The sequence below is a fragment of the Acinetobacter sp. ANC 4558 genome, from assembly GCF_002135375.1.
Taxonomy (GTDB): domain Bacteria; phylum Pseudomonadota; class Gammaproteobacteria; order Pseudomonadales; family Moraxellaceae; genus Acinetobacter.
In genome coordinates, this window is record NZ_NEGH01000001.1 from 99,804 (window position 1) to 123,538 (window position 23,735).

At 36.4% G+C, this 23,735-nt stretch carries 21 protein-coding genes; 8 read left to right on the forward strand and 13 right to left on the reverse strand.

What is annotated here, in order from left to right:
• Positions 1-56: 56 nt before the first annotated feature.
• A complete protein-coding gene (gene lpxO / locus B9T31_RS00560; protein WP_086180024.1) occupies positions 57-971 on the reverse strand; it encodes a lipid A hydroxylase LpxO in 915 nt (304 codons plus the stop codon).
• 472 nt (positions 972-1,443) lie between these two features.
• Here lpxO and fadB point away from each other — a divergent pair, with 472 nt between their 5' ends.
• Both fadB and fadA read left to right on the forward strand, forming a co-directional pair.
• Positions 1,444-3,597 carry a fatty acid oxidation complex subunit alpha FadB gene (gene fadB, locus B9T31_RS00565; RefSeq protein WP_086180025.1) on the forward strand — a complete coding sequence of 718 codons (2,154 nt, stop codon included), beginning with the start codon at positions 1,444-1,446 and terminating at the stop codon, positions 3,595-3,597.
• Between the two features lie 12 nt (positions 3,598-3,609).
• Positions 3,610-4,782, forward strand: a complete 1,173-nt coding sequence (gene fadA, locus B9T31_RS00570; RefSeq protein ID WP_086180026.1) for an acetyl-CoA C-acyltransferase FadA — start codon at positions 3,610-3,612, stop codon at positions 4,780-4,782.
• Between the two features lie 39 nt (positions 4,783-4,821).
• On the opposite strand, the gene astE is transcribed toward fadA, so the two are convergent.
• From astE to B9T31_RS00595, 5 genes are all read right to left on the reverse strand, one after another.
• Entirely contained in the window at positions 4,822-5,799 is a 978-nt protein-coding gene (gene astE, locus B9T31_RS00575; RefSeq protein ID WP_086180027.1) for a succinylglutamate desuccinylase, read from the reverse strand.
• Positions 5,800-5,899: 100 nt separating this feature from the next.
• On the reverse strand, positions 5,900-7,240 hold the full coding sequence (astB, locus tag B9T31_RS00580; RefSeq protein WP_086180028.1) for an N-succinylarginine dihydrolase: 1,341 nt from the start codon (positions 7,238-7,240) through the stop codon (positions 5,900-5,902).
• 1 nt (position 7,241) lies between these two features.
• The gene (gene astD / locus B9T31_RS00585; protein WP_086180029.1) at positions 7,242-8,732 is read right to left on the reverse strand and encodes a succinylglutamate-semialdehyde dehydrogenase; all 1,491 of its coding nucleotides are present in this window, start codon (positions 8,730-8,732) and stop codon (positions 7,242-7,244) included.
• The gene (gene astA, locus B9T31_RS00590) at positions 8,732-9,766 is read right to left on the reverse strand and encodes an arginine N-succinyltransferase (RefSeq protein ID WP_086180030.1); all 1,035 of its coding nucleotides are present in this window, start codon (positions 9,764-9,766) and stop codon (positions 8,732-8,734) included. The genes astD and astA overlap by 1 nt, the downstream gene beginning before the upstream one ends.
• Before the next feature lie 10 nt (positions 9,767-9,776).
• Complete coding sequence (locus B9T31_RS00595; protein ID WP_086180031.1) at positions 9,777-10,994, reverse strand: bifunctional succinylornithine transaminase/acetylornithine transaminase; 1,218 nt, start codon at positions 10,992-10,994, stop codon at positions 9,777-9,779.
• A 284-nt stretch (positions 10,995-11,278) separates the two neighbouring features.
• Here B9T31_RS00595 and B9T31_RS00600 point away from each other — a divergent pair, with 284 nt between their 5' ends.
• Complete coding sequence (locus B9T31_RS00600; protein ID WP_086180032.1) at positions 11,279-11,701, forward strand: Lrp/AsnC family transcriptional regulator; 423 nt, start codon at positions 11,279-11,281, stop codon at positions 11,699-11,701.
• Between the two features lie 147 nt (positions 11,702-11,848).
• Here the strand turns inward: B9T31_RS00600 and B9T31_RS00605 are convergent, their stop codons facing one another.
• Both B9T31_RS00605 and B9T31_RS00610 read right to left on the reverse strand, forming a co-directional pair.
• On the reverse strand, positions 11,849-12,232 hold the full coding sequence (locus tag B9T31_RS00605; RefSeq protein WP_171264655.1) for a hypothetical protein: 384 nt from the start codon (positions 12,230-12,232) through the stop codon (positions 11,849-11,851).
• A 108-nt stretch (positions 12,233-12,340) separates the two neighbouring features.
• A complete protein-coding gene (locus tag B9T31_RS00610) occupies positions 12,341-13,750 on the reverse strand; it encodes an FAD-binding oxidoreductase (RefSeq protein WP_086180034.1) in 1,410 nt (469 codons plus the stop codon).
• Between the two features lie 401 nt (positions 13,751-14,151).
• Between B9T31_RS00610 and serA the strand changes: the two genes are divergently transcribed.
• The 3 genes from serA (at position 14,152) to B9T31_RS00630 (ending at position 17,352) form a co-directional block, all read left to right on the forward strand.
• The gene (gene serA, locus B9T31_RS00620; protein ID WP_086180036.1) at positions 14,152-15,384 is read left to right on the forward strand and encodes a phosphoglycerate dehydrogenase; all 1,233 of its coding nucleotides are present in this window, start codon (positions 14,152-14,154) and stop codon (positions 15,382-15,384) included.
• 107 nt (positions 15,385-15,491) lie between these two features.
• Entirely contained in the window at positions 15,492-16,379 is an 888-nt protein-coding gene (locus B9T31_RS00625; protein WP_086180037.1) for an EamA family transporter, read from the forward strand.
• Positions 16,380-16,485: 106 nt separating this feature from the next.
• A complete protein-coding gene (locus B9T31_RS00630; RefSeq protein WP_086180038.1) occupies positions 16,486-17,352 on the forward strand; it encodes an EamA family transporter in 867 nt (288 codons plus the stop codon).
• 39 nt (positions 17,353-17,391) lie between these two features.
• Here the strand turns inward: B9T31_RS00630 and B9T31_RS00635 are convergent, their stop codons facing one another.
• Together B9T31_RS00635 and truB are read right to left on the reverse strand one after the other, a co-directional pair.
• Positions 17,392-18,165 carry a sulfite exporter TauE/SafE family protein gene (locus tag B9T31_RS00635; protein ID WP_086180039.1) on the reverse strand — a complete coding sequence of 258 codons (774 nt, stop codon included), beginning with the start codon at positions 18,163-18,165 and terminating at the stop codon, positions 17,392-17,394.
• A gap of 34 nt (positions 18,166-18,199) precedes the next feature.
• Positions 18,200-19,105: a tRNA pseudouridine(55) synthase TruB gene (gene truB, locus B9T31_RS00640; protein WP_086180040.1), complete on the reverse strand. Its 906-nt coding sequence runs from the start codon at positions 19,103-19,105 to the stop codon at positions 18,200-18,202.
• A 150-nt stretch (positions 19,106-19,255) separates the two neighbouring features.
• Between truB and B9T31_RS00645 the strand changes: the two genes are divergently transcribed.
• Complete coding sequence (locus B9T31_RS00645; RefSeq protein ID WP_086180041.1) at positions 19,256-20,269, forward strand: lipase secretion chaperone; 1,014 nt, start codon at positions 19,256-19,258, stop codon at positions 20,267-20,269.
• Positions 20,270-20,691: 422 nt separating this feature from the next.
• Complete coding sequence (locus B9T31_RS00650) at positions 20,692-21,654, forward strand: lipase family alpha/beta hydrolase (RefSeq protein WP_086180042.1); 963 nt, start codon at positions 20,692-20,694, stop codon at positions 21,652-21,654.
• A 185-nt stretch (positions 21,655-21,839) separates the two neighbouring features.
• Here the strand turns inward: B9T31_RS00650 and rplS are convergent, their stop codons facing one another.
• From rplS to rimM, 3 genes are all read right to left on the reverse strand, one after another.
• A complete protein-coding gene (gene rplS / locus B9T31_RS00655; protein ID WP_086180043.1) occupies positions 21,840-22,208 on the reverse strand; it encodes a 50S ribosomal protein L19 in 369 nt (122 codons plus the stop codon).
• A 172-nt stretch (positions 22,209-22,380) separates the two neighbouring features.
• Entirely contained in the window at positions 22,381-23,133 is a 753-nt protein-coding gene (trmD, locus tag B9T31_RS00660) for a tRNA (guanosine(37)-N1)-methyltransferase TrmD (protein WP_086180044.1), read from the reverse strand.
• A gap of 42 nt (positions 23,134-23,175) precedes the next feature.
• The gene (rimM, locus tag B9T31_RS00665; protein ID WP_086180045.1) at positions 23,176-23,724 is read right to left on the reverse strand and encodes a ribosome maturation factor RimM; all 549 of its coding nucleotides are present in this window, start codon (positions 23,722-23,724) and stop codon (positions 23,176-23,178) included.
• Between the last annotated feature and the right edge of the window lie 11 nt (positions 23,725-23,735).

The window sequence follows — 23,735 nt, forward strand, 5'->3', positions numbered from 1 at the left end:
AATCTAAACGGCATAAAAAAACGCCCAACAGGGCGTTTCAATCTATATTTTCTTGATTAGAACACATATGGACGTATAAAAATTAGGAAGAAAATACCCAACATTAAAAACCATTTTAAAAAGTAATATAAACGACGATTCGTTTGCTTTAATGCTTTTGCTTTAATCCGAATTTGGTAAACATATCCAAAAGCTTTATTTAGCCCGCCAGTTTGATCACCTGCTTCATTCGGTGAGCTTGCCGCAGTCATAACTTTACGGCCAAACCAATGATTAAAGCGTGCCATCATTTTAGATTTTAACGGTCTTTCCACATCTGCAAAGAAAATAATTCGATTTTGATCAGTCTTATTTTCAGCATAATGAATATAGGTTTCATCAAAAACAACGCTTTCACCATCACGCCAAGAATATCGTTCACCATCAACATCAATAAAACAACGGTCATCATTCGGAGTTATTAAACCCAAATGATAGCGTAATGATCCAGCATAAGGATCTCGATGACGTACTAAACGACTATCTGGTGCAAGTTCTGTAAACATTGCAGCCTTAATCGTAGGCAATGTTTTTAATAATGCTGTTGTTTTAGGACAAAGTTCTGCAGCAGATGGATGTGCAGAGTCGTACCACTTTAAATAGAAACGCTTCCACCCAGTTTTAAAGAATGAATTAAAACCTAAATCATCATATTTACTTGAAGCTTTAATTCCACCTTGGTCATATAATACTTTTGCCTCTTCACGAATCATTTCCCAATTTTCATCTAATATTTTTAAATCTTTAAAATATTGTGTGTCGATATATGGCTGATTCGGCACTTTAGAAAAGACATACATCAAAAAATTAATCGGTGCAAGGATCGTCGAGTGATCAAAAAACTGACGATAAAATGTATGGCGAACTTTACCACGCTGTTGAATATATAGCGCAGAAAGTACAAAAATTGCTAGAATAATCCACTTAATCATAAATCTACCCAAATATGATCTTTTTGAGATAAAAAACTTATACTCAAATAAAAATATAAATTAAGTGAATTATATCAAAATATTTAATTTATAAAATCAAAGCACGTTATGAGGTTTTATATTGAATTTGTAATTTTTCTTTTTTTATACAAAACTTTATCAAAATAAAGTTGTAATAAACCAAACTTGAATTATCTTAATACTACCTAATATAAGAAGTATTCATCTCTTTTATTAATATGAATTGAAATCATTATTTCATTACATAGATACACAATATTAGCAAATACATTATTCATAAGGTAAAAATGGTTGCCAAAATAGATGACCCTAGCGTCACAGCTTACAACCAAATTATTACTTTTTTTTAGATATAGTTATCGTAAGATTAGCGAAGTAAAAATGGGTATTAAATTCCGCACATACTTCAAAACATTAATTTAGAAGTCCTCCAAAAAAAGGGAGATCAGGCATGATCCACGCAGGCAATGCCATTACCGTCCAAATGCTTTCGGACGGAATTGCAGAATTCCGCTTTGACTTACAGGGTGAATCGGTTAACAAATTCAACCGTGCAACAATTGAAGACTTTAAAGCTGCAATTGACGCTGTAAAGGCAAATAATGATATTCGAGGCTTAATTGTAACCAGTGCTAAATCTACTTTCATTGTAGGTGCTGACATTACAGAATTTGGTGCAAATTTCGCTCAAGGCGAACAAGTCATTATCGAGTGGGCTGGCCCTATTCATGACATATTTAATAGCTTTGAAGATTTAAATATTCCTAAAGTTGCTGCAATTAATGGTATTGCATTAGGCGGTGGCTTTGAAATGTGTTTAGTTTGTGACTACCGAGTCATGTCTGAAACTGCTGCTGTTGGTTTACCTGAAATTAAACTCGGTATTATTCCTGGGTTTGGCGGCACTGTTCGTTTAAGCCGTATTATCGGAATTGATAATGCCCTTGAGTGGATTGCAACATCTGCAAACAAGAAACCAGCTGCTGCGCTCAAAGATGGTGCCGTAGATGCTGTTGTTGCTGCAGACAAATTACGAGATGCTGCAATTGATTTGGTTAAACAAGCCATTTCTGGCCGTTTAGATTGGAAGGCAAAACGTCAAGAAAAATTAGAACCTGTTAAATTAGATGTTCTTGAACAAATGATGGCTTTTAATTCTTCTAAGGGCGTCATTCTTGCAAAAGCAAATCCTGCGCAATATCCTGCGCCAAAGCTTCTACTAGACTCTCTTCAAGCTGGGGCAAGCCTGCCACGTGATGAAGCATTAAAATCTGAAATAGCTGGTTTTGCTAAAGCAGCTGTAACCCCTCAAGCAGAAGCTCTCATTGGTCTATTTTTAAATGATCAAGTGGTAAAAAAAGCCTCTAAGAAACATGAAAAAGGTGCTCATCCTGTTAATCAAGCAGCTGTTCTTGGTGCTGGAATTATGGGAGGGGGTATTGCTTATCAAGCCGCAAGTAAAGGCACGCCAATTATCATGAAAGATATTGGTAATCCACAACTTGCGCTTGGTATGTCAGAAGCAAATAGTTTACTGACTAAGCAAGTCGAACGTAACCGTTTAACGCCTGCAAAAATGGGGGAAACACTTGCTCGTATTCGTCCATCTTTAAGTTATGATGAGTTTAAAGAAGTCGATATTGTCATTGAAGCAGTTACTGAAAATCCTAAGATTAAAGAGGCTGTTCTAAAAGATACTGAAACCAAAGTTCGCGACAATACGATCATTGCTTCAAACACCTCTACAATTTCAATTACTCGCTTAGCAAAAGCTTTAGCTCGCCCTGAAAACTTTGTAGGTATGCACTTCTTTAACCCAGTGCATATGATGCCATTGGTTGAAGTCATTCGTGGTGAAAAAACCTCAGAAGAAGCTATTGCAACAACTGTGGTATTGGCTCAAAAAATGGGTAAAACCCCTATTGTTGTCAATGACTGTCCTGGTTTCTTAGTCAATCGTGTACTTTTTCCTTACTTTGGTGCATTTGACCTTCTTCTTAAAGATGGTGCAGATTTCCAACAAGTAGATAAAGTCATGGAGAAATTTGGATGGCCAATGGGTCCTGCCTACCTCATTGATGTGGTTGGTATTGATACCGGTGTCCATGGTGCAGAAGTCATGGCTGAAGGCTTTCCTGATCGTATGAAACCAGATTTCAAAGGCTCAGTGGAAGTGATGTATGAAAACAAACGTCTTGGTCAAAAGAACGATGTTGGTTTCTACAAATATGAACTAGACCGTAAAGGTAAAAAAGCCAAAGTAGTTGATCCAACGGCATATGATCTGATTGCAACTGTTGCAACAGCTGAAAAACATGAATTTGACGCTCAAGAAATTGTTGACCGTATGATGTTAGCCTTCTGTAACGAAACAGTTCGTTGCTTAGAAGACAATATTGTTGCAACACCATCTGAAGCAGACATGGCAATGATTATGGGCGTCGGTTTCCCTCCATTCCGTGGTGGTCCATGCCGTTACATCGACCAAACAGGTGTTGCTGAATATGTTGCGCTTTGTGACAAATATGCACACCTTGGTAAGGCTTATGAAGCGCCACAAATGTTGCGTGACATGATTGCTAACAATAAAAAATTCTACGGTTAAGGAGCGACACGAATGGCTACTTTAAATCCACGTGATGTTGTCATTGTAGATGGCGTACGTACAGCCATGGGCAAAAGCAAAAACGGTATGTTCCGTAATGTACGTGCCGACAGCATGTCTGCTGATTTGGTCCGCGCACTTGTTGCTCGTAATCAATTTGATACGAATGAAGTTGAAGATGTAATTTGGGGCTGTGTGAACCAAACCTTAGAACAAGGAATGAACATTGGTCGTAATATTGTATTGCTGGCAGACCTACCAAAAACAGTAGCTGGACAAACAGTTAACCGTCTTTGTGGTTCCTCAATGCAAGCACTTCATACTGCGGCTGCCCAAATTGCAACAAATCAAGGTGAAATTTTCATTATTGGTGGCGTTGAGCATATGGGGCACGTTGGGATGATGCATGGTATTGACTTAAATCCCGAAGCTTCTAAGCATTATGCAAAAGCCTCTAACATGATGGGCTTAACTGCTGAAATGTTAGGTCGTATGAATGGCATTACTCGTGAAGAACAAGATGCTTTCGGGGTTGAATCTCACCGTCGTGCTTGGGCTGCAACACAAGAAGGTCGTTTTAAAAAGGAAATCGTAGGAATTGAAGGTCATGATGCAAATGGCTTTAAAATTCTTTGCGATATTGATGAAGTGATTCGTCCGGATGCAAATTTAGAAGCATTTAAAGCGTTACGTCCAGTTTTTGATCCTAAAGGTGGAACAGTAACTGCTGCAACATCTTCAGCATTGTCTGATGGTGCTTCTGCTATGCTTGTTATGTCTGCTGAGCGTGCTCAAGCACTGGGTTTAAAACCACGTGCTGTGATTCGTTCGATGGCAGTTGCAGGTTGTGATGCTGCAATTATGGGATATGGTCCTGTACCAGCAACGCAAAAAGCATTAAAACGTGCTGGCTTATCTATTGCAGATATTCAAACTGTTGAGTTGAACGAAGCGTTTGCTGCACAAGGTTTATCGGTACTTAAAAACCTCGGTCTTTATGAAAGACAAGATATTGTCAACCTAAATGGTGGTGCAATTGCCTTAGGTCATCCATTGGGTTGTTCTGGCGCACGTATTACTACAACCTTACTTAATGCTATGGAACAACAAGATACTCAAATTGGTCTTGCAACGATGTGCATTGGTTTAGGTCAAGGTATTGCCACCATTATTGAACGTGTTTAATCTCTAAATACGTGAAAAATAACCCCGCTTAATGTGGGGTTATTTTCTTTCAACTTCCTCTAAAATCAATCCTGCCCTTAATCCGTTTTTCACATGAATATTAGGAAATAAAATTCGAATCTGATTTTTTTCTGCAATATCATTTCCACTACGTTGCGATGCAATCAACTCACCTTGTTGAAAACTTGAAAAATTCGGTGCATCTGCCGATAAATTCAATCGAAAATCATCATCTCGCTTAATAATAGTGCTTTTAACTTTAAAAATATGTACAGGACTCTTTTTCCGCGATGGTAAGGCGCCTGCGCTTAATAGAAGACGAAGAATAGAGTCAATATCCGTAAATTGGGTTAAATCATTTTGCCCAAGCGGTTTTGCTGCACCAAGTTCTAAGGTCACACTGGCAGCATCACATATTGCACTCGTAAATGAAGTAAACGTACTACCAACTTCACGATGATAGACCAGTGCTTCTATTTCAGCAGCAGCTAAACTTTCAATTAAAATCTGGTCATAAATCTTTTTTTGATATGGTAATAAGGCAAAAGTTTGAAATAAGGAACGTCGAATTGCTGTATGTAAATCATAGTGATAACGTGAAATAGAAACATCTGTGTGTTCAAAAAATTGTTTCACCACCACTTCAAGTTCTTGAGCACGTTGTGTTTCTGCTAAATTTTCATATTGTAAATGCTTTCCATAAAACATTCGATTCATATCATTTTCAATATAGCGTACCCCTTGTCGAATGGCTCGTGGATTCCCTAATACCAATAACAATCGAACATTTAAAGGAAGTAAACCCGCAAAAATATCTTGGCAAATTTGCACTAATAGCTCAATTGGAGCAGTCTCATTACCATGTATTCCCGCAGAAAAAACCACACTTTTTTTATAGCTCGTATTGGGCGTGAATGACAACAAACCTTCACCAAGCCATTGCCAATGAAAGGAATGACATTGTCCTTGCAGTGTCTGAGGTGTTTTTTCAAGTAATATGTGCGCAAGAAAATCCATCTTCATTTTCCTCTCACGTGACTGCTCTCTTTGAGCAAAATAATCTTCATTTATTTGCTGACTAAACTATCAACTCAGCATCATCAATGAAAAAATCAAATTATTTTTGAAAATCATAAACTGAACCTAAGCCTAAAATTTGGGTTAATTCATCTAATGCCGTTCGACTTTCAATGAATAACATTGGGTCTGCTAAATCTGCTTGCACTAATCGATCGCGATAAAACTGATCGATCCAACCATTAAGACGATCAAAAAGTTGATCATTCATCAGTACATGCGGATTGATCGCCTGATATTCTTGCTCATTAACTGCAACACGTAAACGTAAACAGGCAGGCCCACCACCATTTCGCATGCTTTCACGTAAATCAAATATTTGTATTTCATCAATGGGTGTACCCATATCAATCATGTCGTTTAAGTACCCCCAAACTGCTTGATTTTGCCTAGACTCTTCGGGAACAATAATGCTCATCCGACCATCAGTTCGCGTGACAATCTGACTATTAAATAAATAAGTAGATACTGCATTTGCAACGGAAATACGCTGTTCAGGAACCTCTATAGCAATGAATTCTTGACCTAACATCGCCATTTTTTGATAAATTTCTCCAAGTACTTTCTCTGAGTATAAAAATGCCTGTTGATGGTAAAATAGTACCTGTTGATTACTCACAGCAATTACATCATTATGAAAAACACCTTGATCAATCACTGCTGGATTCTGTTGAATAAAGACTGTTTTTCGCTCATCCAATTGATGTAGTCTTGCAACGGCTTGACAGGCTTCTAATGATTGTCGTGCAGGGTATTTTTTCGGCTTAATATTCCCATTTAAATATTGTTGCCCATATACAAAGACTTGTACACTTGCTTGATCATAAGCACCACCTAAACGATTGTGATTAGCAGCTCCTTCATCTCCAAAAAGTTCAACATCAGGCAAAGCTGCATGATGAACAAAATAACGCTCATCTTTAAAAGTCGCTGCTAGAATTGCACTGGTCGCTGTATGCTCAATTGAACGATGAAATTTATTATTCAAGTTTGCAACAGTGAAATGTATTCGCCCATCTTCACTATCGGCAGATGGTGAAACAGTAGCCGCATTTGCAGTCCACATAGACGATGCTGAACTCAGTGCTGATAACAAATCTGGCGCAACCTGCATAGCTTGAGTAATGACTTGGTGATCATCTCCATAAAAACCCAATTGGCGTAATGTTGGTACATGCGGGCGTTCTTGAGGTGCAAGCACGCCTTGTTTTAAGCCTAATGCAGTAAGTGCTTTCATTTTTAAAAGCCCTTGTTTTGCGGCTAATTTTGGATTGGCAGGTGCTTGCTTATTTTTTGTTGATGCCTCATTACCAAATGAAAGACCTGCATAGTGATGTGTTGGACCAACTAAACCATCAAAATTGACTTCATATCCTGACATTTTAATGCTCCAGTTTAGGCGGAAGTACAATGCCTGGTAATAAGTTTTCAGGCAAACTGATGTAGGTACTTTCTAAAGATGCCATCGGCCATGCACAATAATCTGCTGCATATAGTGCACTTGCACGATGATTCCCAGAAGCTCCAATACCACCAAATGGTGCAGCACTTGACGCCCCAGTTAAGGGCTTATTCCAGTTCACAATACCTGCACGTGCCTCAATTAAAAGTCGATCAAATAAATCTCGACGTGTTGAAACTAAACCAACAGATAAACCAAACCGTGTTGCATTGGCAAGCTTTAATGCATCATCAAAATTTTGATAACGATAAATACAGGTTAATGGTCCAAAATATTCTAGATCTGGTACCAAATATTGAATAGTCGTAGCGTCTAAAATTCCAGGTGTTAACAATGAACTATTGGCATTCGGTTGAGTCATCTTTAATAAAGAGATTGCACCTAACTGAAGAAGACTCTGCTGTGCATCTAAGATTTTTTGTGCCGCTGATAAAGAGATGACGCCGCCCATAAATGGTGGTGGTTGTTGATTCCAAGCACCAAGGCTTAGTTTTCTTGTAACCTCAATAAAACGTTGAATTAAGGCATCGCCTTCTTTACCCGTTTTGATTAATAAACGGCGTGCACATGTACAACGCTGCCCAGCAGAAATAAAAGATGATTGAATCATTAAATTCACAATTGCATCTTCATGATGAACATCTTCAATAATCAGGGCATTATTGCCCCCCATTTCTAAAGCAAGAATTTTTTCAGGTTTACCTGCCCATTGCTGATGTAAGTAATAACCAGTATCTGCACTTCCTGTGAACAATAATCCATCTATTTCTTCTGCATTAGCTAATGCTTCACCTGTACTTCGTCCACCTTGAACTAAATTAATAACACCATTTGGTAAGCCTGCCTGCTGCCAGAGCTTTATCGTTTCTTCTGCCGTCCACGGTGTAAATTCACTCGGTTTAAAAACAATCGTATTTCCTGCAATAAGTGCAGGAATAATATGTCCGTTGGGTAAATGACCTGGAAAATTATAAGGACCGAAGACCGCAAGTACACCATGCGGACGATGCCGTAAAGAAGTAACGCCATCTGATATTTCTACACGACTTTCGCCTGTTCGTTGATGATAAGCTTGAATCGAAATTGAAATTTTCCCAATCATGGCTTGAACTTCGGTCAATGCTTCCCAAAATGGTTTACTGGTTTCCTGACTAATGACACGAGCAAGATGTTCTTTTTTTTCTTCTAAAGCATTTCTAAAACGTTGTATGATTTCAATGCGCGCATCAAATGACATTCTTGCCCATGATGCAAATCTATGTCGTGCAGCTTTACATGCTGCATCTACATTTTCTTTACTTGCCTCACATCCTGACCAAATTTCTTGTTGTGTCATTGGATCTAATTTTTGCCATTGAATCCCTGAGCCCATGATCCATTGGCCATCAATAAATAATTTACCTTGGGACATTAGCTCTTCTCCTGTGTATGTAAAGCCAAGATACGAACTTGATCCCCAAGCTTTACATTTAAAATTTGTGCTTGTTCTGGCGTCAGTTTTAAAAAACGTTCATTACCATCATGAGAAACCAATAAGGCTTTGTAATTTTCATAATGATCATTCGCTACCATAAAAGCTTGATTACCTTTTTGATTATTCTGCGCTTCAATTTTGATTTGAACTTGCTGACAATTTTGAATTGCCTTTAAATTTTTGATATCGGCTTGCAACGTTGGACCACCATCGAAAATATCGACATAACCACAATATTCTAAGCCTTCTAATTGCAATAATTTAAATGCTGGTAAAGTCTGTTGATGGACTTGTCCTATAACGTTTTTAGCAGATTCAGGTAATAAATCGATATAAATTGGAAATCTCGGCATAAGTTCAGCAATGAAAGATTTTTGACCAATACCACTTAAATAATCAGCAGTTGCAAAATCCATCTTAAAAAAATGATGCCCTAAAGCATTCCAAAATGGGGATATACCATCTTCAGTTGAATAACCACGCATTTCGGCAATCAATTTTTGTTTAAATAAATGTCGAAATGCTGCAATAAACAAAAATCTAATTTTAGATAGAAATTTTCCATTTGAGTTCACTCTAAATGTTGGATCAATAATCAATGAACAAAGTTCACTTACACCAGTTAAATCATTGGTTAAAAAAAGTGTATCGAGCGTTTTATATACGTTCAACTCATCGGAAGCATGTACTTGTTTACCCATACGATAACTATAAAATGGGCTGGTTAATCCCACCGAAACTTCAATTGCACTTAACCCCACAACACGTTGAGACATGAAATCTTCTAAAACAAATAAATATCCTTGTTCACTTTCTGGAACTTCCCCAGCGAGTGTTTTTTGAGTCCGAATAATGCGTTTTGACAAAATGTCTATGTTGGCTGGCAAAGATGTAAATCCCACACCTGATTTTTCAGCGAGAAGATAAATATCTTGTAAATCTTTAAGTTCCGCATGCCTAACAATCATCATAGAAATACTCCTATTTCTCTTGAGTAAATCGAGCTAATGCACGACCTAAGCGAATGAAGCCTTCTTGAATATCATTTTCAGGTATAATTAATGAGGGTGTAAAACGAACAATATTCGGACCTGCGATAAGAGCCATAACGCCCTCTTCTGCAGCAAATGTAATTATTTCTTTTGCTCTATTTGCATAGTGTGCATTAAGCACGCAGCCAATTAATAAGCCTTTCCCACGAATCTCTTGAAAAACTTGATATTGAGCATTTAATTTTTGAATACTTTCTACAAATAATTTCGATCGGAATAACACACCATCTAAAACATCTTGAGTATTAATGACATCAAAAACAGCGCCTGCAACAGCACATGCCAAAGGATTTCCACCATACGTGGTTCCGTGATCACCAAACACAAATTGTTTCCCAAATTGGTCTGTGGTTAACATCGCACCTATTGGAAAACCACCCCCTAATGCTTTTGCTATTGTTAAAATATCAGGCACAACAGGTGTGTTCATATAGGCATATAAAGACCCTGTACGCCCCATACCTGTTTGAATTTCATCAAAAATTAATAATACTTTATATTGATCACAAAGTTGTCGTACACCTTTTAAAAATTCAATATCTGCAGGAATAACCCCACCTTCACCTTGAATTGGCTCAATAATGACAGCACATGTCTGATCTGAAATGGCTGCTTTAACTGCGGCTAAATCATTGAATGGTAAATGCTCAATTCCTTCTGGTAGAGGGGCGAAATCTTGAGAATATTTAGCCTGCCCCCCTGTACTTACCGTAAATAGTGTTCGCCCATGAAATGCATTATTAAAGGCAATAATTTTATTTTTATTTGCAATACCCGATTTCAATCCCACTTTGCGTGCAAGTTTTAATGCAGCTTCATTAGCTTCAGCACCAGAGTTACAAAAAAATACTTTTTCAGCAAAAGTTGAATCAATGAGTTTTTTTGCCAATCTTAAAGCAGGCTCATTAGTAAACCCATTCGCAACATGCCAAAGTTTTTGACCTTGTTCTATGAGTGCATTTACAACAATAGGATGAAGATGCCCTAATGCATTCACTGCAATACCACCAACAAAATCAATGTATTCTCGACCACCTTGATCCCATAATCGTGAACCTTGCCCACGAACAGGAATCATTGGTGCAGGACTATAAATTGGAATCATATATTGATCAAAATCTTCACGGCTTGGTTGGTATGGGTTCATAGCATCCTCTCAATGAAATCAAATTGTTATTTCTACAAATGAGAAACGATGCGTCAGATCAGTATTAATTTGAGCAATAAATGAGTTTGATGTTATTAACTACTCAAATTTTCTCAATCAGCTATTCTTATTTTTAACCAATAAGAAAACTTTCAAAGTAAATACTTTTTGCACATCTATCCTTTTAAGATGCTCAGTATGGAAAATAAATTTGGTCTGAAAAAGTTGTTATTTTGATTTAAATCTAATAAATTTTAAGCAAAATGATAAATACACATAACAATATGAATGATACGGACACTCAAATATTAGGGCTACTTCGAGAAAATGCTCGAATTTCCATTACTAATATCGCAATAAAAGTAAAAGTTTCTCGTGCCACAGTACAAAAACGAATTGAACACATGGAAAGACATGGAATTATTCATGGCTATACAGTACGAATTTCACCCAATATCGAAAAAAATCTTATTCGTGCTTGGATGTATATTATGGTTGAAGGCAATAAAACCAGTGCAGTAATTCAAGCTCTACGCCTAGAACCTGCCATATATAAATTGCATACAACAAATGGAAAGTGGGATCTTTTAGTCGAATTAGAATCCGATACATTAGAAAATTTTGATCGGACTTTAGATAGAATTAGAACAATTTATGGCATTCATAATACTGAAACAAGTATTTTACTTTCGACCTATAAAGCTTAATCTGATAAAGAATAAATATTTTAACTTTATTTTGGGCTAACACTTTTTAATATAAAAATATAATTCACATAATTTATATTATTAAATCTATGTATTTAAACCAGACCCTTCTCAAAATAAAATCATTGGTATGAATATTTCATTATTTTAAAGACAATATTGCTTTTGAAAGTCGGTAATATTTTTTCCACGCATACATTTAAATTCTGTCACGGTATCTAATTGTTGCCAGATATTTTGATGCAACTTAAATCGGTATGTCGTACGAATTGCTGTAATAGAATCATCTAATAAATTCGATTGGACTATGGTCACTTGAGCAGCTGTAGGACCTTCCACTTTATTAAAAACTTGCCGAATATCCAGATTACTTAATTCTAATTGGAGTTCTGGATGTGCTTTAAGTATTTGTTCTAACGGTGTTTTTATCGTGCTTTTTTTAGAGCTTATATTTGAGACCAATGCTTTGGTTGTCACACAACCAGACAATACACTCAAACTTATTATTATCATCATTATTCTTTTTAGCATGGCATCCGAATCCTTAACATTTTAAAATAAAAAAGGCATAACAGCTTATGTTATGCCTTTTTTAATCACATCGATAGTGATGTTTTAATTCTCATACAATGAACTTTATTATAAATCAAATAATTTACCAGGATTCATAATTCCCTTCGGATCAAATACTGCTTTCAATGCTTTCATATAGCCAATTTCTTCTTCAGAACGTGTGTAGCCTAAATATGGCTTTTTTGTCATTCCAACACCATGTTCTGCCGAAATTGAACCATCATATTTTTCAACAGTTTCAAATACATATTTATTAACATGCTGACACTTATCAAAAAATTCATCTTTCGATAAGTTTTCAGGTTTTAAAATATTTAAGTGTAAGTTCCCATCACCAATATGACCAAACCAGCAAATTTCAAAGTCTGGATAATTTTCACTAACAATGGAATCAATTTCTTTAATAAATGCTGGAACATGCGTAATTAATACTGAAATATCATTCTTGTATGGCGTAAATGGTGCAATTGATTCTGAAATATCTTCACGTAAACGCCATAAACTATGCAATTGATCAAGACTTTGACTCATAACACCATCAAGTACCCAACCTTGTTCCATGCAATGTTCAAAAATCTCCATTGCCGCATCCATAATTGGTTCATATGGTGCTTCAAATTCAAGTAAAACATAGAATGGACATTCTGTTTCAAATGGACGTTGTACATGACCATGTGCCAATACTTTCTGCATTGATAATTCACCAAAGAATTCAAATGCAGTTAAATCAATTTTATTTTGAAATGCATGTAATACAGGCATAATTGCATCAAAATCTGGTACACCTAACACCATGACTTGAAGATCATGTGGTTGACGTTCAAGCTTAATCTCAGCTTCCGTAACCAAACCTAGCGTTCCTTCACCACCAATGAATAAATGTTGAAGTGCATAGCCTGTCGCATTTTTAATCATGCCTTTGTTTAAACGAAGAATATCACCGTTACCCGTCACTACGGTTAAACCCAGAACCCAATTACGTGTCATTCCGTATTTAATCACTTTGATACCACCTGCATTGGTACCAATATTACCGCCAATTTGCGATGAACCAGAAGATGCAAAATCGACTGGATAATACATACCTTGTTCTTCAGCATAGTTTTGTAATTGTTCAGTCACTACACCAGCTTGTACACGCACCATACGATCGGCAGGGAAGAATTCTAAAATTTGGTTCATTTTGTCCATACTAATGACAATTTCACCATTTGCGGCAACAGCTCCCGCAGATAAACCAGTTCGCCCACCACTTGGTGTAATCGCAATATGATATAGATTTGCAAGTTTGACGATTTCTTGAACCTGTTCCGTGCTGGATGGAAAAACGATGACCGAAGGATTTGGATCAAAGTGCTTAGTATGATCACGTCCCCAATTTTGTAGGCTATCTGCATCTGTTTTAATGCGGTTTTCACCAACAATAGCAGTTAGTTGGGCAAGTAGTTCAGGAGCTAAATTAACAGAAGCATTCATCGTTATGCAGACCTTGCGAATAATAACAAGTGATTTTGGAAGCTTGGGTGCCTTATTTTTGAATGCTATGGGTTACACCCATAAAATTCAAAATGTAAATATTCAAAAAAATCTGTATGACACAGACTTTTCATCATGCACTGGCTATTTACATAGCATTCTACCCTTAAGCGCTCAGGTGATAAAGCATAGAATTGATATTCAATCATCACAGAATGTGTATAAACCTAATTTTTTTTAGATGAATTTGACGTTAGAAAAAAATAATTTTCAGGTTTTGTTTGACACTTTTTGATTGCTGTTGAAAAAATATCCTGTCTCATCGTTAGAAACGAAATGCCTATACTTATTCATTATGTTATTATATCGCCACCAAATTTGGCCTTTGTAGCGGAGCCGTAATGAGCCAACATCTTTCACTTCCTAAAGATAAAATTCGTTTCTTGTTGTTAGAAGGCGTTCATCAAAATGCTATCGACACCTTGAATGCTGCTGGATATACCAATATCGATTATCGTAAAACTGCGCTTGAAGGTGAAGCGTTGAAAGAAGCGATAAAAGATGCACATTTTATTGGTATTCGTTCGCGTACTCAGTTGACTGAAGAAATCTTTGAAGCAGCGAATAAACTTATCGCTGTTGGTTGTTTCTGTATTGGAACAAACCAAGTGAATTTAAATGCTGCCATGACTCGTGGTATTCCAGTATTTAATGCACCCTATTCAAACACTCGTTCAGTTGCTGAACTTGTACTCGCTGAAACTATTCTTTTACTTCGCGGCATTCCTGCAAAATCAACTGCATGTCACCGTGGTGGATGGGATAAATCAGCAGTGGGTTCATTTGAAACACGTGGTAAAACTTTAGGTATTGTGGGTTACGGCTCTATTGGCTCGCAACTATCAGTTTTGGCTGAAAGTCTTGGTATGAATGTGATCTATTATGATGCGGTCACTAAACTACCAATGGGAAATGCACGTCAAGTTGGTTCTCTCAATGAATTACTAGCAAATGCTGATGTCGTTACATTGCATGTTCCAGATGTTCCATCAACACGTAATTTCTTTGGCAAAGAGCAATTTGCACAAATGAAAGCAGGTTCAATTTTCCTGAACGCTGCGCGTGGCACATGTGTCATTATTGAAGATCTTGCTGATGCAATTAAATCTGGTCATATTGCTGGTGCTGCAGTGGATGTATTCCCAAAAGAACCTAAAGCAAATGGTGAAGAATTCATTTCTCCGCTACGTAACTTAGATAACGTCATTTTAACGCCTCATGTTGGCGGTTCAACCATGGAAGCTCAAGCAAACATTGGTTTAGAAGTGGCTGAAAAGTTCGTTGCTTATTCAGATAAAGGGATGACTTTGTCTGCTGTGAATTTCCCTGAAATTGCATTACCATTGACAGAAGGCAAACATCGCTTACTTCACATTCACAAAAATGTCCCAGGTGTGCTTTCTAAGATCAATAACTTATTCGCTGAACACGGTATTAATATTTCTGGTCAATCTTTAATGACGAAAGACGATATCGGTTACTTAGTTATGGATGTCGATGCAACTGCATCTCAAGAAGCATTAGATACACTTCATGAAGTAGAAGGTACTATTCGCGTACGTATCTTGTTTTAATTTTTCTACATGATCAAAACCACAGTATTTGTACTGTGGTTTTTTATTTTTAAATCATTAAATTTATACATTCTAATGACCTTTCAAACGTATTTAGTACTTCTCCAATGATTAAAAGTAAACCACACACCCAAGCACTCATTTTACTTTTCATTGCAATGATCAGTATGCAAGGAAGTGGTTCATTTGCAAAAATACTATTTCAACAATTTCCAGTGTTAACCGTATCAGCAATGCGGCTATTGATTGGCTCACTGATACTTGCCATCATTTTTAGAATCTGGACGATACAATTTAAACAAATTCACTGGCAAGCAATTATCAGCTACGGTATCGCATTGGCAGGAATGAATGCTTTGTTCTATTTGTCTATCGAACGGCTTCCTTTAGGCATTGCTGTTTCTTTTGAGTTTATTGGACCATTAAGTGTTGCTTTATATTATGCACGACAAAAATTTGATTTTATTTGGGTCGGACTTGCCATTCTTGGTTTAATTTTACTCTTTCCTTTTCAGCAAGCTGAGCATTCTCTTGATCCACTGGGTATTTTATTTGCAATAAGTGCAGGTGCGTGTTGGGCCTTATATATTGTTTCAGGACAAAAACCCACAGGAATTTCAGGGAATCATACGGTTTGCGTGGGTATGTTCGTGGGTATGCTATTTATACTTCCTATTGCTATTTTTGCAGGTATGCCAAGCTATGTATGGAATCCTGATAATTTAGCAATATTCTTTGGTTTAGCCATTCTCGCCAGTGCCCTGCCTTTTAGTCTAGAAATGTATGCGCTACGTAATTTAAGTCCACTCATTTTTGGAACATTGACCAGTTTAGAGCCTGCTATTGCTGCTGTTTCTGGTTTTATCTTTTTACACGAACAACTTCTTTGGACACAGTGGCTCGCTTTAAGTATTATTATCTGTGCATCCATTGGATGTACGTTCACCACACAGCACGCTAAAAATAAACTCAGTTTTTCCAATAAAAAAGAATAAAATAACGCATATAACATGATTAAAATAATTTGCCTAATCACATATATTTCAATGGTATGATGTCCAAAGTTTAATAAAGTGATCATTCACTTTAGTTGAGTATCTTATGCCTAATTCACAATTGCTTGCAGTTATTCTCATGATTATCTCCATGAGTTCTTATCAAATTAGTGCATCATATGCTAAACAACTTTTCTATTTTCTAGACCCTCTCTCGGTAACTATTTTACGGCTATGTTTCGCCACAATTATTGTATGCATCATGTTTCGTTCATGGCGAATATTATCTCGATTATCATTTTTAAAGTGGCGAGATTTATTATGCTACAGCGCAGCCTTATGCTGCATGAACGTTCTATTTTATATATCTTTAGGAAAACTACCTCAAGGTATTGCCGTTGGTTTAGAGTTTATTGGTCCACTTGGACTAGCCTTGTTATTTATTCAAAATAGACGTGATTATATTTGGGTATTTTTTGCGATCCTAGGTATTGGTTTAATGGTACCTTGGAACAATTTAGACTCAGAAGAGTTTTCTATTTTTGGTGCAGCTTGCGCCTTAGGTGCGGGTTTATGCTGGGCATTCTATATTCACTTTGGTCAAAAGGTGGTCATGCAAAATATTGGCATGCATGCTTTAACCATTGCAATTGGGCTTTCAGCAATCACATTACTTCCGATTGGTTTATACAATGATGCACCCGCACTTTTAGATACAAGCTATTGGAAGCAGGCTTTAATTATTGCGATTCTTGCAACAGCAATCCCTTATGCACTTGATCTTAGAGCTTTAAAATATTTAAGTAAAACCAGTTATGGTACGCTATCTAGCTTGGCACCAGCACTGGCTGCATTGACAGGTTTTATAATGCTTGGTGAAACTATTGGTTTTTGGCAATGGATCGCGTTAATCTGCATTATGGTTGCTTCAATCGGTGTCACGTCTCGATCAATTCGCCCAAGTACAACTTAAGTCATTCACTCTATTTGATATTTTCAGATCATGTCAATTTTAATTAATGCCCATTATCATTTGATAACTTAAGCGAATAATTAAGACACTGACTAAAATTAAGAATAAAATTCGAATGAACCCACTACCATATTTTAAAGCTGCACGTACACCAATCAATGCACCTAAAATATTGGCAACTGCCATACACATACCAACCGTAAATAAAACATGTCCTGTGGGAATAAAAAAACTAAGTGCGGCAAAATTGGTCATAAAATTAGCAATTTTAGACAATGCTGAAGCATGCAAAAAATCAACTTGTAAGTACCGAATAAAAAAGAAAATAAAAAAACTTCCAGTTCCCGGACCAAAAATTCCATCATAAAAGCCAATCAGCAAGCTACCCATTGCCGCTAAAATTAGCATTTTTGAGCTGAGTTCTTGCTGCACATGAACTTGCCCAAATTGTTTTTTTAAAAAGGTGTAAATTGCGATCACAATCAACATAAATAAAACAAAAGGCTTTAAAACTTCTTTTGGAATTAGTGACACACAAGCAGCACCAATAAAAGAACTCACAAAAGCACAAATGGCAATCACTGCCATCAATTTCCAACGTAATTTAACCTTTCGAATATATCCCCATGCTGCTGATGCAGTACCAAAAATCGCTGATAATTTATTGGTACCAAACACAGTTGCAGGTGCAAGTTGTGGCATTGCACCCATGAGCGCTGGAATTTGAATTAAGCCTCCGCCACCTACAGCCGCATCAATTGCACCTGCACAAAAAGCAAAAAAAATCAGGCTTAATAAAATCTCTAATTCCATAGAAGATATATCTCAAAACACTTATCAGTCTAGATTATAAGTTTAACACGCGTTTAGGGACTAAGCGTTTCCGATCTGTGATTTCTGCCAAACCTAAGCATTTTTCACCAGCAAAGACTAAAACTTGCGCGACTTGTTCATGGTCAATATTACTTTCCATTCCGCGACTAAAATATTCTGCTCGTCCTTCAGGAACTTGAACTTTTGGAAAGTGATCTATAGGTGAATAGACCGACAGTAATAAATTTTCACGTGCTTCTTCTGTTAAACTTTCCAAATATTCAATCGTAAATTCAGGAACAATATCAAAATGACCTGTTTGTGTTCTATGTAAATAGGTCAAATGTCCTACGGTCCCTAATGCCTTCGCAATATCCTCACCCAATACACGAATATATGTACCTTTTGAACAAGTCACATCTATACTAATACTTTCTAGGGTGAACTTAATTAATTCAATCGCATAAATGCAAATTGGTCGCGCTTCTCGCTCAATTTCAATTCCTTTACGCGCCAATTCATACAAGGGACGCCCATCTTTTTTAAGCGCTGAATACATGGGTGGTATTTGCTGAATATCTCCGACAAATTGTGCTAATACTTGCTTAATTTGATCTTCTGTCAAAGTAGGAATAGATTTTTCTAATAATATTTCACCTTCGACATCACCTGTAGTTGTACTGTTTCCTAACTGAATCGTCGTTTGATAACGTTTTGTTGAATCTAATAAAAAATGTGAAAATTTCGTTGCTTCACCAAAACAAATCGGTAATAAACCTGAAGCTAGCGGATCAAGCGCTCCAGTATGACCAGCTTTTTGTGCACGAAATAACCAACGAACTTTTTGCAATGCGGCATTTGAACTAAGCCCCAAAGGCTTATTAAGCAAGAAAACGCCACTGATTGAGCGACGCTGCATTTTCTGGGAAGTTGATTTCATAGATAAAAATAAAAGTAATCAATATTAATTAATATTAATAGTACCAATCTACATAGTAAATTTTCAAATTTTAAATAGAAGCTTATTTTTTTTATGTTATAAATCGCAAAAACAGACCAATCACAAAAACAATATATGGTGTATTAAAAAATGAAGAAATACATATTAGTCACACTATTATTAATTATTTTTTTCACTGTAATTATAATAGCATACTGGTTATATCCAGTAAAAAAAGAGAGTCTTCATGAACAAAAAATATATAAAACTACTGAAAATCCCCCTCAAATACACGATATAAATCGCTCTTTAAATTTTTCAAGTACTAGTCAACAAGATATACAAATCAATTGCCAATTGACGATCAAGCATCAGCAATTCATTATTAATGAACAAACTAAAAACTGTTTTGAATTTTTTATTACACAATATGGTGAAAAAAAAATCGATCAAATTAATCAAGATTTTAATGCCTATATAAAACAAAATTATCTAAATCCTGCACAATCACAAATTTTAAACTTATGGAATCGATATCTTCAATATCGGACCCAGCTTCCGAATATGGCACCGTCATCAACATCTTCAAACAATCAGATTCAAGACTTTTTAGCAGTATTTAACAATCTACAAAAGATAAGAAAACAGTTTTTTTCAAACAACGAAATTGAGGGTCTTTTTGGAGAAGAAAACACCTACTACCTCTATACACTTAAACGTATGGAAATACTTGCTGATAAACACCTAAGTGAACAAGATAAAGCTAAAAAGCTACAAGATTTATTTAAAAACCTTCCTGAAAATTGGCAAGAAAATTTAGAACAATTAAATAAGCTTGAAGATTTACAACAACTCACTTCAGACATTAAAGCACGTGGCGGATCATATGAAGAAATACGACAAATGCGCTTAAATTTAGTTGGTTCTGCTGCTACTGAACGTTTAGAAAACCTTGATGTTCAAAGACGTGATTGGAATATTAAAGTTAATCAATATCTTTTAGAGCGAGATATGATTAAAAAAAATCATTTAAAAAATGTTTCTAGAGATAAAGCCCTTCAACAACTCAAAGAAAAATATTTCATCTCCCCTAATGAACAATTGCGTATCGAAACTTTCGAACATATCCATGATCAAGGTGGAACCCTTCCATTGTTAGAATAAATATCTATTTTTAGAATATGATTCTCTCAATATAAAAGCATATATATTTTATATGCTTTTATTTTTTATTATAATTTTCATCAAAGATATAAATATAAATCGCTTTCTTTAACGATCTTCTTCTTACAAAAAATTAATATGTGAATATGCTAGGCTCCACCTCTATTACAAAAATAATACGCTATATATAACTTAATATTTTTAATCACATTTCAATCTAAGATTCATTTCATATTTTTAATACTAAATATAATTATCACTATAATTTCAATCATTTAAATATTTTTTTATTTTTATATTCCTTCTTTTTGATTCTAACAACTTATCTAAAAGTATTTGTTCTCAAAAAAATAATAACGAATAATTTAACTTCCGTTCTTAGTCACTCAACTCAAATAAAGACAAATAATAGAGTAACGCTTATGAAATACAAATCAATCATTGTAGGAAGCATATTCGCTGCAATTATAAATTTAACATTTGCAGGTCCAGCCTCTCAAACACGCGCAAATTATGTAACATCTAATTATGCACAAACTCAGTATCCAATTGTCTTTGCACATGGTTTATTTGGATTTGGTAGCATTGTCGGGTTAGATTATTTTTATCAAATTCTTCCAGACCTCGCACGTAATGGTGCAAATGTTTGGGCAACATCAGTTTCACCAATGAATTCAAGTGAGGTTCGTGGCGAACAAATGCTCAGACAAGTCGAAGAAATTTTAGCAATTACTGGAAAACCTAAAATCAATCTTATTGGTCATTCTCATGGAGGACAATCTGTTCGCTATGTTGCAGGAGCTATTCCAAATAAAGTTGCTTCCATCACCACAATTGCATCTGCCAATCAAGGTGCGCGCATTGCAGATATGGTGTTAATGTTAGAAAATACGCCACTTGAAGCGCCTGCTCGTATAATTTTCGATAGTCTAGTCTCACCTGTAATTACTTTCGCTCAAGGACTTGATCCTCAGATCTATCCACATGATGCTAAAGCTGCAATAGCAAGTTTAAGTACAGCTGGTTCACAGGCTTTTAATCGTCGCTATCCGAATGGGGTACCAACAACTCGATGTGGTGAAGGAGCCTATCAACAAAATCAAATTTTCAACTATTCATTTATGGGTAATAATGCGTTTAATACTCCCTTAGACCCATCAGATTATACCTTTCTAGCAACATCACTTTTCATTAATGGTGGTCAAGATAATGATGGTGTCGTTGCCCGCTGTGATGCTCGTTTTGGTAAAGTCGTTCGAGATAATTACCGCTGGAATCATTTTGATGAAGTGAATCATTTATTAGGATTAAAAAGTGTTTTTGCACCCAGTGCAGTTGATGTATATCGTCAACATGCCAATCGTTTAAAATTACAAGGCTTATAAAATAGAAAAATGTGTGAGTAGTAAAAAATTGAGTGATGAACGTACATAAAAATTCTATTTTAACGCTCTACAGCTTAATATACAGTCATTAAAAGTAGTCTTAATAATCAATATTCATTTCGTCTACCTATTTGAAAAGCATAAAAAATGCGCCAAAAGGCGCATTTTTAGCAACATAAAGCGAATTAAGCTTTACGCGCTGGTAATTTTTCACGAATACGTGCAGCTTTACCAGATAATTCACGTAGGTAATAAAGCTTAGCACGACGAACGTCACCACGACGTTTCACTTCGATTTTAGCAACGATTGGAGAGTGAGTTTGGAATACACGCTCAACGCCAATACCGTTAGAAATTTTACGTACTGTGAACGCAGAGTTCAAGCCACGATTTTTCTTCGCAATAACAACACCTTCAAATGCCTGAAGACGTTCACGCTCACCTTCTTTTACTTTTACTTGAACGATAACTGTGTCACCAGGAGCAAAAGCAGGAATATCTTGTTTTAACTGTGCATTTTCAACAGCTTGAACTAAAGGATGTTTACCACTCATTGTGGGAATCTCCAATATGTGCGGTTCAGAAGAGGTCTAAAATCCGCTGGGGATAGAGGCTTATCGCATATCGACCCGATTATCTTTCTCTTTATACTTGACCACTTCAATGCATAAAGAGCACATTGATAAATACTTAAAAGTTGATTTTAAGTATTTGCTTCGAAAATAATCATTTATTGATATTTTCTTGCGTATCTTTCAGCCATTTTTTTTGCTGCTTTGTCAGTTCTACTTTTTCGACCAACTCTGGACGACGTTCGAGTGTACGCTGATATCGCTGCAAAAACCGCCATTTTTCAATATTTGCATGATGTCCAGATTTTAGAACGTCTGGAACATCCAAATCTTCAAAATGATCTGGCTTGGTATATTGTGGGCAATCTAAAAGACCATCCACAAATGAGTCCTGAATCGCAGATTGTTCATCAGATATCGCACCAGGAAGTCTCCGAATAATGCTATCCAATAAAACCATCGCAGGAAGCTCTCCACCAGATAAAACGTAATCCCCTATTGACCATTCTTGATCAACATATTTCTGGATTAAACGCTCATCCACACCTTCATATCGACCACATAAAACAATCAATCCATCATATTTAACGAACTGTTGTACAGCAGTTTCATTCAGTGTTTTGCCTTGTGGTGACATATAGACCACAGGAACATGAATTGCACCCGCTTGCGCTGCAAGCTCTTTAGCATGTTGAATTGCCTTCGCCAAAGGCTCAGCCATCATCACCATACCAGGACCACCACCAAATGGACGTTCATCCACTCTTTTATAGTTGCCCTCAGCAAAATCACGAGGATTAATGCAATGAATTTGCATCAAATCACGTTTTGCTGCGCGCCCGCTAATACCAAAACTTGTAATCGCTTCAAACATTTCAGGAAAAAGCGTTATGACTGCAAAAAACACCGCAGACTCCTCTATTTTCCTGCTGCGTTAATCCTTAAAGGATTAATAATCTACGCCCCAATTTACGTAGATACGACCAGCTTCGAGATCAACTCGTTGTACCACATCTTTATGCCATGGAATCATGCGCTCTTCGCTATCAATGCTCTCAAGTGTTGCGCGAACCACCATCACATCATTAGCACCTGTTTCAAACAGTTCATGGATATTACCAAGATTTACTTCTTGCTCTTCATCATTTAGACCTAACACTGTTAGACCTTTTAAATCAGACCAATAATACTCGTCCACACCTGGTTGAGGCAGTTGAGATTTTGAAATCCAAATATTAGCGCCAACTAAATTATCCGCCCCAGTGCGATCACTCACACCTTTTAGCGAAACAACTAAGCCTTTGCCATGTGGTTTCCAACGTTTTACATCTATAATCTGCCAACCTGCTTTGGTTTCTATGTACCAAGGTAGATAGTCAAATATATTGCTCATAGGTTCTGTATTGGAATAGACCCAGAGCCACCCATTCAATCCATATGCTGAACGCAACTGTCCAATCTGAATACGATCTTCTGGAACATTCTGTGTTGGTGTCATGGGCTACCTAC

Coding starts and splice junctions, on each gene's coding strand:
- lpxO (WP_086180024.1), bottom strand. CDS start 971: ATGATTAAGTGGATTATTCTAGCAATTTTTGTACTTTCTGCGCTATAT.
- fadB (WP_086180025.1), top strand. CDS start 1,444: ATGATCCACGCAGGCAATGCCATTACCGTCCAAATGCTTTCGGACGGA.
- fadA (WP_086180026.1), top strand. CDS start 3,610: ATGGCTACTTTAAATCCACGTGATGTTGTCATTGTAGATGGCGTACGT.
- astE (WP_086180027.1), bottom strand. CDS start 5,799: ATGGATTTTCTTGCGCACATATTACTTGAAAAAACACCTCAGACACTG.
- astB (WP_086180028.1), bottom strand. CDS start 7,240: ATGTCAGGATATGAAGTCAATTTTGATGGTTTAGTTGGTCCAACACAT.
- astD (WP_086180029.1), bottom strand. CDS start 8,732: ATGTCCCAAGGTAAATTATTTATTGATGGCCAATGGATCATGGGCTCA.
- astA (WP_086180030.1), bottom strand. CDS start 9,766: ATGATGATTGTTAGGCATGCGGAACTTAAAGATTTACAAGATATTTAT.
- B9T31_RS00595 (WP_086180031.1), bottom strand. CDS start 10,994: ATGAACCCATACCAACCAAGCCGTGAAGATTTTGATCAATATATGATT.
- B9T31_RS00600 (WP_086180032.1), top strand. CDS start 11,279: ATGAATGATACGGACACTCAAATATTAGGGCTACTTCGAGAAAATGCT.
- B9T31_RS00605 (WP_171264655.1), bottom strand. CDS start 12,232: ATGCTAAAAAGAATAATGATGATAATAATAAGTTTGAGTGTATTGTCT.
- B9T31_RS00610 (WP_086180034.1), bottom strand. CDS start 13,750: ATGAATGCTTCTGTTAATTTAGCTCCTGAACTACTTGCCCAACTAACT.
- serA (WP_086180036.1), top strand. CDS start 14,152: ATGAGCCAACATCTTTCACTTCCTAAAGATAAAATTCGTTTCTTGTTG.
- B9T31_RS00625 (WP_086180037.1), top strand. CDS start 15,492: ATGATTAAAAGTAAACCACACACCCAAGCACTCATTTTACTTTTCATT.
- B9T31_RS00630 (WP_086180038.1), top strand. CDS start 16,486: ATGCCTAATTCACAATTGCTTGCAGTTATTCTCATGATTATCTCCATG.
- B9T31_RS00635 (WP_086180039.1), bottom strand. CDS start 18,165: ATGGAATTAGAGATTTTATTAAGCCTGATTTTTTTTGCTTTTTGTGCA.
- truB (WP_086180040.1), bottom strand. CDS start 19,105: ATGAAATCAACTTCCCAGAAAATGCAGCGTCGCTCAATCAGTGGCGTT.
- B9T31_RS00645 (WP_086180041.1), top strand. CDS start 19,256: ATGAAGAAATACATATTAGTCACACTATTATTAATTATTTTTTTCACT.
- B9T31_RS00650 (WP_086180042.1), top strand. CDS start 20,692: ATGAAATACAAATCAATCATTGTAGGAAGCATATTCGCTGCAATTATA.
- rplS (WP_086180043.1), bottom strand. CDS start 22,208: ATGAGTGGTAAACATCCTTTAGTTCAAGCTGTTGAAAATGCACAGTTA.
- rimM (WP_086180045.1), bottom strand. CDS start 23,724: ATGACACCAACACAGAATGTTCCAGAAGATCGTATTCAGATTGGACAG.